This is a genomic window from Blautia sp. CAG:257 (genome assembly GCF_000433815.1).
Taxonomy (GTDB): domain Bacteria; phylum Bacillota; class Clostridia; order Lachnospirales; family Lachnospiraceae; genus Blautia_A; species Blautia_A caecimuris.
The window spans coordinates 17,026-33,153 of the sequence record NZ_HF999031.1; the positions used below are offsets into that span (position 1 = coordinate 17,026).

18 protein-coding genes are annotated in these 16,128 nt (G+C 45.1%); 15 read left to right on the forward strand and 3 right to left on the reverse strand.

Translation table 11 applies throughout. The annotated features are described in order from the left end of the window. Nucleotides 1-69 precede the first annotated feature (69 nt). From QVP40_RS04830 to QVP40_RS04860, 7 genes are all read left to right on the forward strand, one after another. Nucleotides 70-948: a YicC/YloC family endoribonuclease gene (locus QVP40_RS04830; protein WP_022067357.1), complete on the forward strand. Its 879-nt coding sequence runs from the start codon at nt 70-72 to the stop codon at nt 946-948. Between the two features lie 15 nt (nt 949-963). Next, nucleotides 964-1,236, forward strand: a complete 273-nt coding sequence (locus QVP40_RS04835; protein ID WP_022067358.1) for a DUF370 domain-containing protein — start codon at nt 964-966, stop codon at nt 1,234-1,236. Then, nucleotides 1,229-1,861, forward strand: a complete 633-nt coding sequence (gene gmk / locus QVP40_RS04840) for a guanylate kinase (protein WP_022067359.1) — start codon at nt 1,229-1,231, stop codon at nt 1,859-1,861. The genes QVP40_RS04835 and gmk overlap by 8 nt, the downstream gene beginning before the upstream one ends. A gap of 1 nt (nt 1,862) precedes the next feature. Then, a complete protein-coding gene (rpoZ, locus tag QVP40_RS04845) occupies nt 1,863-2,186 on the forward strand; it encodes a DNA-directed RNA polymerase subunit omega (RefSeq protein WP_022067360.1) in 324 nt (107 codons plus the stop codon). A gap of 101 nt (nt 2,187-2,287) precedes the next feature. Further along, nucleotides 2,288-3,625: a 30S ribosomal protein S12 methylthiotransferase RimO gene (rimO, locus tag QVP40_RS04850; RefSeq protein WP_022067361.1), complete on the forward strand. Its 1,338-nt coding sequence runs from the start codon at nt 2,288-2,290 to the stop codon at nt 3,623-3,625. Further along, nucleotides 3,609-4,148, forward strand: coding sequence for a CDP-diacylglycerol--glycerol-3-phosphate 3-phosphatidyltransferase (gene pgsA / locus QVP40_RS04855; protein WP_022067362.1), 540 nt, complete (start codon nt 3,609-3,611; stop codon nt 4,146-4,148). Before rimO ends, pgsA begins: the two co-directional genes overlap by 17 nt. A gap of 47 nt (nt 4,149-4,195) precedes the next feature. Next, a complete protein-coding gene (locus tag QVP40_RS04860) occupies nt 4,196-5,464 on the forward strand; it encodes a competence/damage-inducible protein A (RefSeq protein ID WP_022067363.1) in 1,269 nt (422 codons plus the stop codon). Between the two features lie 4 nt (nt 5,465-5,468). Here the strand turns inward: QVP40_RS04860 and QVP40_RS04865 are convergent, their stop codons facing one another. Beyond that, nucleotides 5,469-5,741: a hypothetical protein gene (locus QVP40_RS04865; protein WP_022067364.1), complete on the reverse strand. Its 273-nt coding sequence runs from the start codon at nt 5,739-5,741 to the stop codon at nt 5,469-5,471. Between the two features lie 18 nt (nt 5,742-5,759). Beyond that, a complete protein-coding gene (locus QVP40_RS04870) occupies nt 5,760-6,086 on the reverse strand; it encodes a hypothetical protein (RefSeq protein WP_022067365.1) in 327 nt (108 codons plus the stop codon). Nucleotides 6,087-6,220: 134 nt separating this feature from the next. On the opposite strand from QVP40_RS04870, the gene QVP40_RS04875 reads away from it, so the two are divergent. After that, nucleotides 6,221-6,358, forward strand: coding sequence for a hypothetical protein (locus tag QVP40_RS04875; RefSeq protein ID WP_171026597.1), 138 nt, complete (start codon nt 6,221-6,223; stop codon nt 6,356-6,358). A 26-nt stretch (nt 6,359-6,384) separates the two neighbouring features. On the opposite strand, the gene QVP40_RS04880 is transcribed toward QVP40_RS04875, so the two are convergent. After that, a complete protein-coding gene (locus QVP40_RS04880) occupies nt 6,385-6,684 on the reverse strand; it encodes a hypothetical protein (protein ID WP_022067366.1) in 300 nt (99 codons plus the stop codon). 130 nt (nt 6,685-6,814) lie between these two features. On the opposite strand from QVP40_RS04880, the gene QVP40_RS04885 reads away from it, so the two are divergent. The 7 genes from QVP40_RS04885 (at nt 6,815) to cls (ending at nt 16,103) form a co-directional block, all read left to right on the forward strand. Further along, nucleotides 6,815-8,554, forward strand: a complete 1,740-nt coding sequence (locus tag QVP40_RS04885) for a MutS-related protein (RefSeq protein WP_022067367.1) — start codon at nt 6,815-6,817, stop codon at nt 8,552-8,554. Between the two features lie 16 nt (nt 8,555-8,570). Next, nucleotides 8,571-9,329, forward strand: coding sequence for a CpsB/CapC family capsule biosynthesis tyrosine phosphatase (locus tag QVP40_RS04890; RefSeq protein WP_022067368.1), 759 nt, complete (start codon nt 8,571-8,573; stop codon nt 9,327-9,329). Between the two features lie 15 nt (nt 9,330-9,344). Continuing rightward, on the forward strand, nt 9,345-9,824 hold the full coding sequence (gene rnhA, locus QVP40_RS04895; protein WP_022067369.1) for a ribonuclease HI: 480 nt from the start codon (nt 9,345-9,347) through the stop codon (nt 9,822-9,824). Between the two features lie 382 nt (nt 9,825-10,206). Continuing rightward, nucleotides 10,207-11,433 carry a tyrosine--tRNA ligase gene (gene tyrS, locus QVP40_RS04900; RefSeq protein WP_022067370.1) on the forward strand — a complete coding sequence of 409 codons (1,227 nt, stop codon included), beginning with the start codon at nt 10,207-10,209 and terminating at the stop codon, nt 11,431-11,433. A gap of 14 nt (nt 11,434-11,447) precedes the next feature. Beyond that, the gene (gene alaS, locus QVP40_RS04905; RefSeq protein ID WP_022067371.1) at nt 11,448-14,087 is read left to right on the forward strand and encodes an alanine--tRNA ligase; all 2,640 of its coding nucleotides are present in this window, start codon (nt 11,448-11,450) and stop codon (nt 14,085-14,087) included. A gap of 181 nt (nt 14,088-14,268) precedes the next feature. Beyond that, entirely contained in the window at nt 14,269-14,445 is a 177-nt protein-coding gene (gene rpsU, locus QVP40_RS04910; protein ID WP_004222305.1) for a 30S ribosomal protein S21, read from the forward strand. A gap of 95 nt (nt 14,446-14,540) precedes the next feature. Next, on the forward strand, nt 14,541-16,103 hold the full coding sequence (gene cls / locus QVP40_RS04915; protein ID WP_022067372.1) for a cardiolipin synthase: 1,563 nt from the start codon (nt 14,541-14,543) through the stop codon (nt 16,101-16,103). Nucleotides 16,104-16,128 lie beyond the last annotated feature (25 nt).

Consider the following 16,128-nt stretch of genomic DNA (forward strand, 5'->3'; position numbering starts at 1 on the left):
TCATGCAGACATATATCATGCCTGCGTACATCATGCAAAAAGAAGTAACCTGCAAAGTGAGACAACATTATGATAAAAAGTATGACAGGCTTTGGCCGTGCCGAGGCCGTGACAAAAGAGTGGAAGATCACAGTTGAGCTGAAGTCGGTAAATCACAGATATCTGGATCTGAATATCAAGATGCCCAGAAAACTGAACCTTTTTGAGGGACAGGTCCGTAATCTGATGAAGACTTACATGCAGCGGGGCAAGGTAGATGTTTTTATTACCTATGAGGATTATACTGCCGGAAGTGTGGCTCTTAAGTACAATCGTGATCTTGCAGCAGAATATCTGGGATATTTTAAAGAGATGGAAGAGGAGTTCCGGTTGAAAAATGATATCGGTGTATCTGCACTTTCCAGATATCCTGAGGTTCTGACCATGGAAGAGCAGCCGGTCAATGAGGAAAAACTGTGGACCTGTCTTGAGGGGCCTCTTCATGAAGCGTGCAGACGCTTTGTAGATACAAGAGAGACTGAGGGCAGAAATTTAAAAAATGATCTTCTGACCAAGCTGGATGCGCTGGATGAAAAGGTCAGTGCAGTGGAAGCCCGTTCCCCTGAAGTGGTCCAGGCATACAGAGAAAAGCTGGAAGCAAAGGTTCATGAGCTTCTGGAGGATTCTCAGATTGACGATAACCGTATTGCCGCAGAGGTTGTAATCTATTCAGACAAGATCTGCAATGATGAGGAAACAGTACGGCTTCACAGCCATATCCGGGGCATGAAAAAAATTCTTACAGAAAAAGAAGGAATCGGCCGTAAGCTGGATTTTATGGCACAGGAAATGAACAGGGAAGCCAACACGATTCTGTCCAAGTCCAATGATATTGAAATTTCTGATATTGCCATTGATCTGAAGACTGAAATCGAAAAGATCCGTGAGCAGATTCAGAACATAGAGTAACGGAGGCGGAAATCGGTGGCAAAGCTGATCAATGTAGGTTTTGGAAATGTAGTAAATTCTCAGAAAATAGTTGCTGTGGTAAGCCCGGATGCGGCTCCTGTCAAGCGTATGGTTCAGAGTATCAAAGGAACCAGAGCGCTGGTAGACGCCACACAGGGGCGTAAGACAAAGGCAGTGATCGTTACTTCAGACGATTATGTGGTACTGTCGGCGCTGCAGCCGGAAACGATCGCAAGACGTTTTGCGGAAGCATACGATTATGAGGAGCGAGGAGAGGAACATGAGTAAAGGTGTTTTGGCAGTGGTATCCGGATTTTCCGGAGCCGGAAAAGGAACAGTCATGAAAAAGCTTCTGGAGAGCTTTGATGACTATGCGTTGTCGGTTTCTGTAACAACCAGAAAACCAAGACCGGGAGAGGTGGACGGAAAGGATTACTTTTTCCGCACAAAAGAAGAAGTGGAAGAAATGATCGCTCAGGATCAGCTTCTGGAATATGCCCGGTATGTAGACAATTATTACGGAACTCCCCGTTCTTATGTGGAGGAAAAGCTTTCTGAGGGCAAAAATGTGATCCTGGAAATTGAGATCCAGGGCGCGATGAAAATAAAAGAAAAGATACCGGAAGCGGTTCTTATTTTTGTAACGCCTCCTTCTGTGGACGAGCTGAGAAGACGCTTGGAAGGACGGGGTACTGAGACACAGGAAGTGATCGAATCCCGTCTCAGCCGCGCTGCTGAGGAAGCAGAAGGAATGGAAGATTATGATTATCTTCTGGTAAATGATGACCTGGAGGAGTGTGTAAATGAACTTCACCGGATCATTTCAAGTGAACGCTGCAAAACACAGCGGAATACAGAGTTTATTAACAGAATCCAGGAGGAATCCCGGGGATTAATGAAAGGAGATTTATAATATGATACATCCGTCATATTCAGAACTGATTCAGGCGATCAACAACAATGCAGAGGAAGACGACAACACTATGATGCTGAACAGCCGCTACTCTCTGGTACTGGCTACCAGCAAACGTGCCCGTCAGCTGATCGCAGGCGCTGAGCCTATGGTAAGAGGAGCAGCAGGGAAGAAACCTCTTTCCGTGGCCATTGATGAATTTTACCAGGGACAGGTGAAAATCGTGGCTGACAACACAGAGGAAGAAGAAACTTCAGAGCCGGCAGTGGAAACCGCAGAGGCTGAAGCAGAAAGCACTGTACAGACAGCAGAAACAGAAGAATAAAAATAAAAGGGGCGGTGTAAATCGAACTCCCGGCGGCATTTTTTGAGGATTCCGGCGGAAAGATGATTCTGCAGCGCTCCTTATATATATCAGGAGAACATATGAAAGTATTATTTATTTCACTTGGCTGCGACAAGAACCTGGCAGACTCTGAGGAAATGCTGGGGCTGCTTACGGGAAAGGGCCATGAGATCGTGGACTCTGAGGAAGAGGCAGAGGTAATTGTCATCAATACCTGCTGTTTTATCCATGATGCAAAAGAAGAGAGTGTTGAAAACATTCTGGAAATGGCAGAGTATAAAAAAGCAGGAACCTGTAAAGTCCTGATCGTAACAGGCTGTATGGCGCAGCGTTATAAAGAAGAGATCATTCAGGAGATCCCTGAGGTAGACGCAGTTCTGGGAACAACCTCTTATATGGATATTCTGAAAGCGATCGACGAGGCCTGCGAGGGAAGACATTTTCAGGAGTTTCGGGATATCAATGAACTTCCGGAAGATTCCGGAAGAAGAGTTCTGACTACAGGCGGCCATTATGGTTATCTGAAGATTGCCGAAGGCTGCGACAAACACTGTACTTACTGCATTATTCCTTCTCTCAGGGGAAGATTCCGCAGTGTTCCTCAGGAGCGGCTGATCGCTCAGGCAGAGCATATGGCGGAACAGGGGGTAAAAGAACTGATTCTCGTTGCTCAGGAAACTACCATGTACGGCACGGATCTTTACGGAAAAAAGACGCTTCATCTTCTTATGAAAGAGCTTTGTAAGATTAAGGGAATTCGCTGGATCCGTGTTCTTTACTGCTATCCGGAAGAAATTTATGATGAACTGATTCAGGTTATGAAGGAAGAAAAGAAAATCTGTCATTATCTTGACCTTCCCATTCAGCATGCCAGCGACCGGATCCTGAAAAGAATGGGCCGCCGCACAACCAGAGCCCAGCTGACTGCCATCATAGAAAAGCTCAGAAAAGAGATTCCGGATATTGTTTTAAGAACAACGCTGATCACAGGCTTTCCGGGAGAGACAGAAGCAGATCACCAGGAAGTGATGGAATTTGTGGACGAAATGGAATTTGACCGTCTGGGCGCCTTTACCTATTCTCCTGAAGAGGGAACGCCGGCAGAGACCATGGAAGGGCAGATTCCCGAGGAAGTAAAAGAAGAGAGACGGGATGAGATCATGGAGCTTCAGCAGGAGATCTCTCTGGAAAAAGGAAATGACCGGATCGGTCAGGAACTGCTGGTTATGATCGAGGGCAAGGTTTCCGGAGAAAGCGCTTATATTGCGAGAACCTATGGAGATGCCCCGAAGGTGGACGGATATATTTTTGTCCAGACAGGAGAACTGCTTATGACCGGAGATTTTGCAAAGGTCCGAGTGACAGGAGCTCTGGAATATGATTTGATAGGAGAATTGGCTGATGAATACACCGAATAAATTGACTGTTGGAAGAATGATACTTGTGCCCTTTATGGTTCTGTTTTTGCTGACGGATCTGGGCGGAGAGGCAAACCGTTATATTTCCCTTGTTATTTTTGCCGGAGCCAGCATTACAGACTGGTTCGACGGTTATCTGGCAAGAAAACATCATCTTGTGACCAATTTCGGGAAATTTATGGATCCGCTGGCAGATAAGCTTCTTGTGTGCTCTGCCATGATCTGTATGATCGAGCTTGGAAGACTTCCGGCATGGATCGTTATCATTATTATTGCAAGAGAATTTATTATCAGTGGATTCCGTCTGATCGCAGCAGAAAACGGAGTGGTGATCGCTGCAAATTACTGGGGAAAATTTAAAACAGTTTCCCAGATGATCATGATCATTCTTCTGATCCTTCATTTCGGAGGGATCTTTGCAGTACTGGAGCAGATCTTTATCTGGCTGTCTCTGGCGCTTACCGTTATTTCACTGATCACTTATATATGGCAGAACCGTTCTGTCCTGTCCATGCAGGAATAAAACGGCTGTTTCAGGATATCAGGGATACAAAAAGGAGGCTGTAAAAGATGATTACAGAACTGGTAGCAGTAGGAACTGAAATTTTACTTGGCAATATCGTAAATACAAACAGCGCATATCTGGCAGAAAAATGCGCTCAGCTTGGACTTTCCTTATATTATCAGACCGTTGTGGGAGATAATGAGCAGAGAATGAAGGACACCATCAAAACGGCTCTTGACCGTTCTGATGTTGTAATCCTTACCGGAGGTCTGGGACCTACTGAGGATGATCTGACTAAGGAGATCACAGCAGAGGTTATGGGGCTTCCTCTTGTAGAAGATGCGCACAGCAGAGAGCTTCTGGACGCGTATCTGAAGCAGTACGAAAAAAATGATGCCCAGCGCAGGATCACTTCCAATAATTATAAACAGGCAATGGTTCCTCAGGGGGCGCTTGTTCTGGATAACCATAATGGAACTGCTCCGGGTCTTATTATTGAAAAGAACGGAAAAACAGCAATCCTTCTTCCGGGACCTCCAAACGAACTGAAGCCTATGTTTGAGGAAGAGGTTTTTCCATATCTCCGTAAAAAACAGCCGGAGATCATTTATTCTCAGATGGTTAAAATCTGTTCCATTGGAGAAAGCCAGGTGGCAGAGGAGATCCAGGATCTGATCAGTCAGCAGTCCAATCCCACCATTGCTCCATATGCAAAGACCGGGGAAGTACATCTGAGGGTAACAGCCAAGGCGGAAAATGAAAAAGAGTGTAAAAAGCTGATCAAGCCGGTTGTGCGGGAACTGAAGAGCCGGTTTGGCAAAAATATTTTTGCAACAGAAGAAAAAAAGACTCTGGAAGAGGCAGTAGTGGATATGCTGAAGGATCAGAAGCTTACTCTTTCTCTTGCAGAGTCCTGCACAGGCGGCGCCATCGCCTCCAGAATTGTAAACGTTCCCGGCGCATCTGACGTATTTCTTCAGGGAATGGTAACTTACAGCAACCGTGCAAAGCGCAAAAGCCTTGGTGTGAAAAAAAACACATTAAAGACTTATGGAGCTGTCTCTGAGAAGTGCGCCAAAGAAATGGCAAAAGGCGGCTGCTTTGTTACGAAAACAGACATCTGTCTTTCTGTCACAGGAATTGCGGGACCGGACGGCGGTACAAAGGAAAAGCCGGTAGGTACTGTGTTTATGGGATGCTGTTATAATGGAAAGACGGTTGTCCGTGAATATCATTTTACAGGTAACCGTGCAAAAATCCGGGAACAGTCAACTGCCCACGCGCTTGCCTTTCTGAGAGAATGTATCATGGAAGGGGTCAGCAAAAAAGACTGATATCCTACCGGATCATCTGCATAAGATTTACGATGCGGTCAATTTTAGCAGCCTCCTGAGGTGATTTTCCCATTTTGAGAACTTCCAGAACAGCGGAGATTTCACCGGAGGAAAAATTAAGTCCATTACTTTTTCCGCGGGAGGCTGCATTCATCAGAAAAGGAAGCATATCTGAGGCATTTTTGCCGGTTCCCTGTTCTGCAAGATTCTGAAGCATTTCCAGTTTACTTTTATCCATATCTGCAAGTCTGGGGTCATTCTGCCAGTTTTTGTCCATAGGATCTCCTTTTTTAAATTATTCGTTTAAAATCTGAAGCATTTGTACCAGAATCAGCATGTTGGTAAGCTGATCTACTTTTTCCCGGCTTTTGCCATAACTGAATCTGCGGATATCCTGAAGCATTTCCACAGGATCGGCAGCAGTGTTTTCGCAGATCTGCATGTCAGCGCGTCCTGGAGAGAACAGCGCCATTGTGTTGGATAATTCCTCCAATTTCGTATAAAGAGAAATGATCTGCCGTGCAGAAGGCGGGAGATAAGGAACGGCTGCCTTGATAAGCTGTGTCTGGTCACTGCTTACCATCTGGTCAAGAGCGGTCTGAGAAATAAGTTCCTGATCCATAGTCAAGACTCCTTTTTTATTAATATATGATTCTTCTTAAAGAATATGTGACTGAATTTTCAGGCGGAAGGTGTGTACCTGAAAAATATCTGCTACATATAATATATAGAAAGCAGATCAGGAAGTGACAGAAATTGAATGAAAAAAAGCAGAAGCTGATTCTGGACGGCAATGCCTTTTATGAGATAGATCTGGAGTGTCTGAAACAGAAAAAAGAAAAAGAGCACAGAGAAAAACAAAGGGCTGAGCATCAGAAAAGGCAGAGGAAATAACCTCTGCCTTAAAAAGACCAGATAGATCAGCAGCAGCCGTTATTGCCGCCGCATCCGCCGCAAAGCAGAAGCAGGATAACGATGATCCAGCAGCAGTCGCCATTATTACCGCCGCATCCGCCTCCATTGCCGCCCCAGCTGTTGTTGCCGCAGAGGCACATGAGAATGATGATCCAGAGAATACAACTGCAGGAGCTGCCGCCCCACATATTGTTTATGGAAGAATTTCCACATCCGCAGCTGTTGCCGCAGCCACAACTGTTTTCGCATCCGCAGCCACATCTTTCTTCTCCGCATCCGCAGTTCGTAGCAGCTAAATCACTCATTATAAAATCCTCCGAAATTTGTTTTACACTTCATCTTATGTGAAGGGGATGTCCATTGTGACACTGTTTATTGACATAAAAAAATATTTTCAGTATACTCAATTTAAAATATCATGGAGATACAAACGAGATGTTTTTGAAGAAAGGGGAGTTTATGCATCCATATGTAACTGTGATTCTGCTCACTGTGGCAGCGATTCTGCTGCTGGTGACCTGGATCTTATATGAAAACAGAAAGCAGAAAAAAAGAGTGCTGAGAAAGATTCAGAGGATTTACGGTAAAGTACCGGAAAGAGAATATTCTGCCGGAGATCTGAAAAATATTTCTCATTACTTCCTCAGAAAAAAAGGGGATGATTTCTGGATTGATGACATTACCTGGAATGACCTTGATATGGACAGAATTTATATGCTGATCAATCAGACGGTTTCTTCGCCGGGAGAGGATGTCCTTTACGATATGCTGAGACGACCGGTTTTTTGCCAGGAGGATATTGACCGAAGGGAAAAACTGATCCGTTTTTTTGCTGAAAATAAGGAAAAACGGGAGCAGATGCAGATCCTTCTGTCAAATGTGGGAAAAACCTGGCATGGTTCACTGTCAGATACTATACTGGCTCTGGAGGATGCGCCTCAGGTAAAGACAGGTCTTCACTGGGTTATGTTTGCCCTGCTTATTGTAACGCTTGTGGGTGTTCTGCCCTTTTATCCGGCGCCTGGTTTTCTGCTCTTTGTGCTTTTAAGTACAGTGAATGTGATCTATTATTATGCAGGAAAAGACAGGCAGAGGATAGGTGCTTTTCTGGACTGTTTTTCCAGCTTTCTCTGTATGCTGGAATCCGCAGAGAGGATGGAGACTGCGGACTGGCCTGAGATCAGTGAACAGATGGAATATATCCGCAAAGGGAAAAAGGCTCTTTCTGGATTGAAAAAACGTGTATTTTTTCTCACAGGAAGAAACGATGCCTCAGGAAATCCGGCTCAGCTTTTTCTGGATTATATCAGAATGCTTTTTCATGTAGATATACTTATCTATAACGGAACTCTGAAAACTGTACAGGGAAAAACACAGGAGATCATGCTTCTTCTTGATAATATGGGAGAACTGGATGCAGTCATATCCATTGCTTCGTTTCGAGAGCTTCTTCCTCTCTGGTGCAGTCCCTGCTTCTGTGAAGAAAAAGGAAAGCATATCCGTCTTCTGGCAGAGGATCTTTATCATCCTCTTATACAGGAACCGGTAGCCAATACCATTGAGACAGAGGGGAGCGTTCTTGTGACAGGCTCCAATGCATCCGGTAAATCTACGTTTCTGAAGAATATTGCCATTAACAGTATTCTTGCCCAGACAGTTCTTACCTGTACCTGTTCTCATTATGAAGCGCCTTTTTTGAAGGTGATGACTTCCATGGCTCTTCGGGATGATCTTTCCGGAGGGGAAAGCTATTTTATTGTGGAGATCCGGTCACTGAAAAGGATCCTTGATGAAAGCAGAAAACAGGAACCGCTTCTGTGTATTATCGACGAGGTTTTAAGAGGAACCAATACCATTGAGCGTATTGCCGCTTCCTCCAGGATACTCAGCGCTCTGAACCGGGATTGGGTTCTTCCTTTTGCAGCCACGCATGACATTGAGCTGTCATATATTCTGGACAGGCAGTACCGGAACTATCATTTTGAGGAGGAGGTACAGGAGCATGAGGTTCTGTTCCATTATCTTCTGAAAAAAGGCAGGGCTACCAGCAGAAATGCCATAAAGCTGCTTTCCATGCTGGAGTACGATCCGGCCATTGTAAAAGGAGCAGAAGAGGCGGCGGCAGATTTTGAGCAGACAGGAGTATGGAAACCCTGTGTGAAAGAAGGAAGATAAAGGGGATGACAGTTTTATGCAAGAGCTGGGATTGTATGATATACATTGCCACATAGTTCCCGGTGTGGATGATGGGGCGGTAAACCTGGAGGAAGCTGTAAAAATGGTAGAAGCCCAGTATAAACAGGGGATTCGTACAATTATTGCAACGCCTCATTTTCGTAAGGGAATGTTTGAACCTTCTGCTTCAGAAGTAAAAAAACAGTTTCAGATTTTAAGAAAAACCGTATGGGAGATCAATAAGGATATGCGGCTTTATCTGGGAAGTGAATTGTATGCCAGTGAAAATATGATCTCTCAGATAAAGGATAAACGTGCGATGCCTATGGCCGGCTCTAATTATGTGCTGACAGAATTGTATGAAGCTATCACTGCTTCTCAGGTGCGGGCATATCTGGGAATACTGATTTCTAAAGGATATCGTCCTGTGATCGCTCATGCAGAACGATATGGATGTATGAGAAATGATATTAATTTTATAGAAGATATGATTGAAATGGGAGCATATATCCAGCTGAATGCTGACAGTGTGATCGGGAAAGAGGGATTTGCCTTAAAAAGATTTTGCAAAAAACTTTTGAAAAGCGGAAATGTCCATTTTGTAGGTTCAGACTGTCATGGAATAAAAAGAAGGCCGTCCAGAATCGGAGAGGCTTATGCTTATATCTGCAGGAAATTCGGACAAGAGTACGCAGATGAAATTTTTATTTATAATCCCCGCAGGATACTGGAGGACGCACGGCAAAAACGAGCGGGTACAAAGAAAATCGTATAGGATCAGGAGGCAGATATGCAGGTAAAAATTTATACAGACGGAGCGGCAAGAGGAAACCCGGACGGACCGGGAGGCTATGGAGCAATTCTCCATTATGTGGATACAAAAGGGCAGCTTCATGAAAGAGAGCTGTCCAGAGGCTATAAAAAAACAACAAACAACCGAATGGAGCTGATGGCGGCCATTGCGGCGCTGGAGGCTTTGACAAGGCCCTGTCAGGTGGAGCTTTATTCAGACTCCAAATATCTGGTGGATGCGTTTAATCAGCACTGGATCGACTCCTGGCTGAAAAAGAACTGGAAGCGGGGGAAAAACGAGGATGTAAAAAATGTGGATCTGTGGAAGCGTCTTCTGAAGGCAAAAGAGCTCCATCAGGTTACCTTTCACTGGGTAAAGGGACATGCGGATCATCCTCAGAATGAACGCTGCGATCAGCTTGCCACCTCTGCGGCAGACGGTACGGAGCTGTATGAAGATGAGGGACTGAAGGGGTGAAGCGGTAAGTTTTTTGCTTCCTTTATTACTTTAAGTTGATAAACTGGTCTCAATCCCTCTTGACAAATAAAAATGTGCTTTGTATACTTTTAGAAGTATATGAAACGGCTTGGAAGAGAACAAGTAGCTTCAGGGAAGCACACAGAGAGCTGCCGGAGGGTGAGAGGCGCGTGCGGAACTTTTGTGAATACATCTCGGAGCTCTGCACCGAACCGGACTGTTTGCGAACAGGCAAGTAGGCTGCAGCGGAGCGGCACACGTTATCGTGCTCAATGAGGCAGGAAAAATGCAATTTCCTGTGAATTTAGGTGGTAACACGGGACCCGGTTCTCGTCCTAAAAGGACAGGAACCGGGCTTTTTTATAACAGGAGGAAAAGAAATATGACAGTTTGGGAAGAACTGCAGGCAAGAGGACTGATTGCCCAGGTAACAAACGAAGATGAGATCAAAGAAATGGTAAATAATGGAAAAGCCACTTTTTATATTGGCTTTGACCCCACTGCAGACAGTCTTCATGTAGGACACTTTATGGCGCTTTGCCTGATGAAGCGTCTTCAGATGGCAGGAAACCGTCCCATCGCACTTCTTGGCGGCGGAACCGGAATGATCGGCGATCCTTCCGGAAGAACCGATATGCGTCAGATGATGACAAAGGAAACAATTCAGCATAATATCGACTGCTTCAAAAAACAGATGGAGCGTTTTATTGATTTTTCTGATGGAAAAGCTCTTATGGTCAATAATGCAGACTGGCTGATGGATCTGAACTACGTGGAACTTCTCCGTGAAGTGGGAGCTCATTTTTCCGTAAACCGCATGCTTACGGCAGAGTGCTATAAGCAGCGTATGGAAAGAGGCTTAAGCTTCCTGGAGTTTAACTACATGATCATGCAGAGCTATGACTTCTACATGCTGTTCCAGAAATACGGCTGCAACATGCAGTTTGGCGGAGACGATCAGTGGAGTAATATGCTTGGCGGAACAGAACTGATCAGAAGAAAGCTTGGCAAGGATGCACATGCTATGACCATTACTCTTCTTCTGAATTCAGAGGGCAAAAAAATGGGCAAGACTCAGTCCGGCGCTGTATGGCTTGATCCGAACAAGACTTCTCCTTTTGATTTTTATCAGTACTGGAGAAATGTGGATGATGCGGATGTGATCAAATGTATGCGCCTTCTTACCTTCCTTCCCATCGAGCAGATCGAGGAGATGGCAGCCTGGGAAGGAAGCCAGCTGAATCAGGCAAAAGAAATTCTTGCTTACGAGCTTACTAATCTGGTTCATGGCGAGGAAGAGGCGAAGAAAGCCCAGGAAGGCGCCAGAGCTCTTTTTGCAGGCGGAGCCAATACAGATAATATGCCGTCCACAGAGCTTACCGATGAAGATTTCCAGGAAGGAAGCATTGATCTGATCACCATGCTGGTAAAGACAGGTCTGGTTCCCACCCGTTCAGAGGGACGCCGTGCCATTGAGCAGGGAGGAGTATCTCTTGACGGTGAAAAAATTACAGATATCAAACACACAGTTTCCAAAGATGCTTTTGGAGAGGAAGGCCTTGTGCTGAAACGAGGCAAAAAGAAATTCCATAAGGTGTGTGTGAAATAGAGGAGGAAACGACAATGAAAAAATACGGAGTAAATGAACTTCGCCAGATGTTCCTGGATTTTATGGAAAGCAAGGGACATCTGGTTATGAAGAGCTTTTCTCTGGTTCCCCAGGGAGATAAGAGCCTTCTTCTGATCAATGCAGGTATGGCTCCTTTAAAGCCATATTTTACCGGAGCAGAGATTCCGCCCAGAACAAGAGTGGCAACCTGCCAGAAATGCATCCGTACCGGTGATATTGAAAACGTGGGAAAAACTGCCCGCCACGGCACTTTCTTTGAGATGCTCGGAAACTTTTCCTTTGGCGATTATTTTAAACATGAAGCCATTGCATGGTCCTGGGAGTTCCTGACAAAGGTTGTGGGACTTGATCCGGAGCGTCTGTATCCGTCTGTATATCTGGAGGATGACGAGGCTTTTGAGATCTGGAACAAAGAGATCGGTATTCCGGCTGAGCGTATTTTCCGTTTTGGCAAAGAGGATAACTTCTGGGAGCACGGCGCAGGCCCCTGCGGTCCATGCTCTGAGATTTATTATGACCGCGGTGAAAAATACGGCTGCGGCAAACCGGACTGTACCGTAGGCTGCGAGTGCGACCGTTATATTGAAGTGTGGAACAATGTATTTACCCAGTTTGAAAATGACGGAAACGGCAATTATGAAACACTTCAGAATAAAAATATTGATACAGGAATGGGACTTGAACGACTGGCGGTTGTTGTTCAGGATGTGGATTCCATTTTTGACGTAGATACCATCTGTTCTCTTCGTAATCTTGTATGCCAGATTGCCGGTAAGGAATATGGAAAAGATTATCAGACAGACGTTTCCATCCGTCTGATCACAGACCATATCCGTTCCGCTACTTTTATGATCTCTGACGGTATCATGCCTACCAATGAAGGCCGGGGCTACGTGCTTCGCCGTCTGATCCGCCGTGCAGCCCGCCACGGACGTCTTCTGGGTATTGAGGGAACCTTCCTTGCAAAATTAAGCGCAGAAGTGATTTCCGGTTCCAAAGACGGTTATCCGGAGCTTGAGGATAAAAAAGAATTTATCTTCAAGGTACTGACAAATGAAGAAAACCAGTTTAACAAAACCATCGACCAGGGACTTCGCATCCTTGCTGATATGGAAGAGGAGATGAAGGCAGCAGGAGCCAGAGAGCTTTCCGGCGAAAATGCATTCAAGCTTTATGATACTTACGGATTCCCTCTTGATCTGACAAAAGAGATTCTGGAAGAAAAGGGATACGGAATCGACGAGGATGGCTTCCAGGCGGCAATGGAAGAGCAGAGAGTCAAGGCTCGTACTGCCCGCGAAGTAACCAACTACATGGGTGCGGACGCTACGGTTTATGATGAGATCGATCCTTCTGTGACAACAGAATTTGTAGGCTATGAGCATCTGACTTTTGAATCTCAGGTTACTGTCCTGGCGGGAGAAAGCGAGATTGCCTCTTCTCTGGTAGAGGGACAGAAGGGAACTGTTTTTGTAAAAGAGACTCCGTTTTATGCTACCATGGGAGGCCAGGAAGGCGATACCGGTGTGATCGAGACTGCAAACGGTAAATTTGTGGTAGAAGATACCATCAAGCTCCGCGGAGGAAAATTCGGTCATGTGGGACATATGGAATCCGGTATGATCTCAGAGGGAGAGACTGTTTCTCTGAAGGTTGCAGAAAGCAGACGCCGCGATACAGAGAAGAACCACAGCGCAACCCATCTTCTGCAGAAAGCTTTAAAAACAGTACTGGGCTCTCATGTAGAACAGAAAGGTTCTCTTGTGACTCCGGACAGACTTCGTTTTGACTTTGCTCATTTCCAGGCAATGACAGAGGAAGAGCTTGAAAAAACAGAAGCTCTTGTAAATCAGGAGATTCAGGCAGCTCTTCCGGTAGAAACTGCTGTCATGGACATTGAGAAAGCAAAAAAATCAGGAGCTATGGCTCTGTTCGGCGAAAAGTACGATCAGAAGGTCCGTGTAGTTTCCATGGGAGATTTTTCAAAAGAACTCTGCGGCGGTACTCATGTAAAAAATACTTCCTCTATCATGCTCTTTAAGATTGTTTCTGAGGCAGGTGTTGCTGCAGGCGTACGCCGTATTGAGGCTCTTACCGGAAATGCAGTTGTGGATTATTATAAGAAGCAGGAAAATATGCTGAAGGAAGCTGCAAAAGCATTAAAAACACAGCCGGCTGAGGTGACAGAAAAGATCACTCATATGCAGGCGGAAATAAAAGCGCTTCACAGTGAAAATGAATCTCTGAAGAGCAAGCTTGCACAGGGATCACTTGGCGATGTTATGGATCAGGTTGCGGAAGTAAAAGGTGTGAAGCTTCTGGCAGCCAAAGTGGAGGGCGTTGACATGAACGGTCTCCGTGATCTGGGAGATCAGCTGAAAGAGAAGCTGGGCGAGGGTGTTGTTGTCCTGGCGGCAGTAAACGGCGCGAAGGTAAACTTCCTTGCCATGGCTACAGATGCAGCTCAGAAGGCAGGCGCTCATGCAGGAAATCTGATCAAGGGCGTTGCAGCTATCGCAGGCGGTGGCGGCGGCGGTCGTCCGAATATGGCTCAGGCCGGCGGAAAGAACCCGGAAAAGGCTCAGGAAGCCATTGACGCAGCTGCCGGAATCCTGGAGCAGCAGCTGGCTTAAGCTTCTGCGGTAAATCCCTGCAAAAATATTGCAAAATATTTGCAAAATATTTTGCAAAAATATCCAAAAGCTGTTGACGAACCTTAAGGCTATGATATATAATATAACTCGTGCAAGAAAAATACCCAGACAGTTGTATTTTAGCACAATCTACAACTGGAGGGAGGTTAGGTGTGAGTCTATGTCAAACGTTATCGTAAAAGAAAACGAGACTTTAGATAGCGCTCTTCGCAGATTCAAGAGAAGCTGTGCAAAAGCAGGTATCCAGCAGGAAATCCGCAAAAGAGAGCATTACGAGAAACCAAGCGTTCGTCGTAAGAAAAAATCTGAAGCCGCAAGAAAACGTAAATATAATTAATTGTGCGCAAAAATCCCTGGCTGTATAGTCAGGGATTTTTAAAAACTCTAATTGTTACTTTATTAACAACATTACAGAAAAAGTGAAGTGAAGCTATGAACCTGATTATCATGCCCCTGAAAAAAATTGCAAAGCTTTTATTTAACAGGATTTTTTATGTGGCGGTAGCCCTGCTTCTTCAGCTTGTATGGGTGTTTCTTTTTGTGTGGGAACTGGCAGGTTATTCTCAGTATATTTCCCTTGCCATTACAGTACTCAGTATTGTGATGGTGCTGTGGATCCTGAATAAAAGAATCAATCCTTCTTATAAGCTGGGCTGGACAATGCTGATCATGGCGTTTCCTGTTTTCGGACTGCTTTTATACCTGCTGTTCGGACATTCCAGGATCGCGGAGGAAATGCAGAAACGTTATACCCGGGTCCAGGAGGACAGTATTCCTTATCTTCAGTCAGATCCCCGGGTCTGCAGGAAAATACAGGAGGAGGATCCGTCTGCGGCAGTCCAGTCGGAATATATCTGCCGTCATTCCGTGTATCCTGTGTATGAACATACAAAGGCGGAATATTTTCAGGTAGGCGATGACATGTTTCCTGTGCTGGTGAAAGAACTGGAACAGGCAGAGCACTATATTTATATTGAATATTTTATTATTAATGACGGCGTTATGTGGAGGACGATTCTGGATATTCTGGAACAGAAAGCCGCTCAGGGAGTGGATGTACGCCTGATCTATGACGGATTTGGCTGTCTTACTACGCTGCCCTACAAATACGATAAATTCCTGCGGGAAAAAGGAATCCAGTGCAAAGTATTTAACCCTTTCCGCCCGGTGTTAAATATTATCCAGAATAACAGAGATCACAGAAAAATCTGTGTCATTGACGGAAAGACAGGCTTTACAGGAGGAATCAATCTGGCAGATGAATATATTAACCAGAAGGAACGCTTCGGCCACTGGAAGGATACGGCGGTAATGCTGAAAGGTGATGCCGTGTGGAGTATGACCATGATGTTTCTTCATATGTGGAATGTGGTAAACGGCATTCAGACACCTATTGATTACGCTGCCCATTCACCCCACGCCTATCATCCGGAAGAGTTTGAGGGAAGCGGATTTGTACAGCCCTTTACAGATACTCCTCTTGACGGGGAGACACTGGGAGAAAATGTTTATCTGAATATTATCAACCGGGCAAAGCGTTATGTGTATATCTGTACGCCTTATCTGATCATTGACAATGAAATGATGACAGCTCTCTGCCTTGCTGCAAAAAGCGGAGTAGATGTGCGTATCATGACTCCGGGAGTGCCGGATAAAAAAATGGTATTCCTTCTTACCCAGTCTTATTATGCGCAGCTGATAGAAGCCGGTGTAAAAATTTATGAATACCAGCCCGGATTCCTTCATGCCAAGTCTTTTGTCTGTGATGATGAAATTGCAGTGGTGGGAACCATTAATCTGGATTACCGAAGCCTTTATCTGCATTTTGAAGATGGTGTATGGATCTACAAAAACGATGTGATCCGGGATATTCTTGAGGATTTTCTGGAAACCATGCATTACTGTGATCCTATCAGTCTTGAATTCTGCAAAAACAGAAATATATTTGTGCGGGGATTTCAGAGTATTCTCCGTGTATTCGCGCCTCTTCTGTGATTTTTGAAGAAGCAGTCATATTTTC

What these genes read in the sequence shown, in the direction of transcription:
- rnhA (WP_022067369.1), top strand. Translation starts at nt 9,345, where the DNA reads ATGCAGGTAAAAATTTATACAGACGGAGCGGCAAGAGGAAACCCGGAC.
- rpoZ (WP_022067360.1), top strand. Translation starts at nt 1,863, where the DNA reads ATGATACATCCGTCATATTCAGAACTGATTCAGGCGATCAACAACAAT.
- QVP40_RS04860 (WP_022067363.1), top strand. Translation starts at nt 4,196, where the DNA reads ATGATTACAGAACTGGTAGCAGTAGGAACTGAAATTTTACTTGGCAAT.
- tyrS (WP_022067370.1), top strand. Translation starts at nt 10,207, where the DNA reads ATGACAGTTTGGGAAGAACTGCAGGCAAGAGGACTGATTGCCCAGGTA.
- QVP40_RS04890 (WP_022067368.1), top strand. Translation starts at nt 8,571, where the DNA reads ATGCAAGAGCTGGGATTGTATGATATACATTGCCACATAGTTCCCGGT.
- alaS (WP_022067371.1), top strand. Translation starts at nt 11,448, where the DNA reads ATGAAAAAATACGGAGTAAATGAACTTCGCCAGATGTTCCTGGATTTT.
- QVP40_RS04870 (WP_022067365.1), bottom strand. Translation starts at nt 6,086, where the DNA reads ATGGATCAGGAACTTATTTCTCAGACCGCTCTTGACCAGATGGTAAGC.
- QVP40_RS04880 (WP_022067366.1), bottom strand. Translation starts at nt 6,684, where the DNA reads ATGAGTGATTTAGCTGCTACGAACTGCGGATGCGGAGAAGAAAGATGT.
- QVP40_RS04885 (WP_022067367.1), top strand. Translation starts at nt 6,815, where the DNA reads ATGTTTTTGAAGAAAGGGGAGTTTATGCATCCATATGTAACTGTGATT.
- gmk (WP_022067359.1), top strand. Translation starts at nt 1,229, where the DNA reads ATGAGTAAAGGTGTTTTGGCAGTGGTATCCGGATTTTCCGGAGCCGGA.
- QVP40_RS04865 (WP_022067364.1), bottom strand. Translation starts at nt 5,741, where the DNA reads ATGGACAAAAACTGGCAGAATGACCCCAGACTTGCAGATATGGATAAA.
- rpsU (WP_004222305.1), top strand. Translation starts at nt 14,269, where the DNA reads ATGTCAAACGTTATCGTAAAAGAAAACGAGACTTTAGATAGCGCTCTT.
- rimO (WP_022067361.1), top strand. Translation starts at nt 2,288, where the DNA reads ATGAAAGTATTATTTATTTCACTTGGCTGCGACAAGAACCTGGCAGAC.
- pgsA (WP_022067362.1), top strand. Translation starts at nt 3,609, where the DNA reads ATGAATACACCGAATAAATTGACTGTTGGAAGAATGATACTTGTGCCC.
- cls (WP_022067372.1), top strand. Translation starts at nt 14,541, where the DNA reads ATGAACCTGATTATCATGCCCCTGAAAAAAATTGCAAAGCTTTTATTT.
- QVP40_RS04830 (WP_022067357.1), top strand. Translation starts at nt 70, where the DNA reads ATGATAAAAAGTATGACAGGCTTTGGCCGTGCCGAGGCCGTGACAAAA.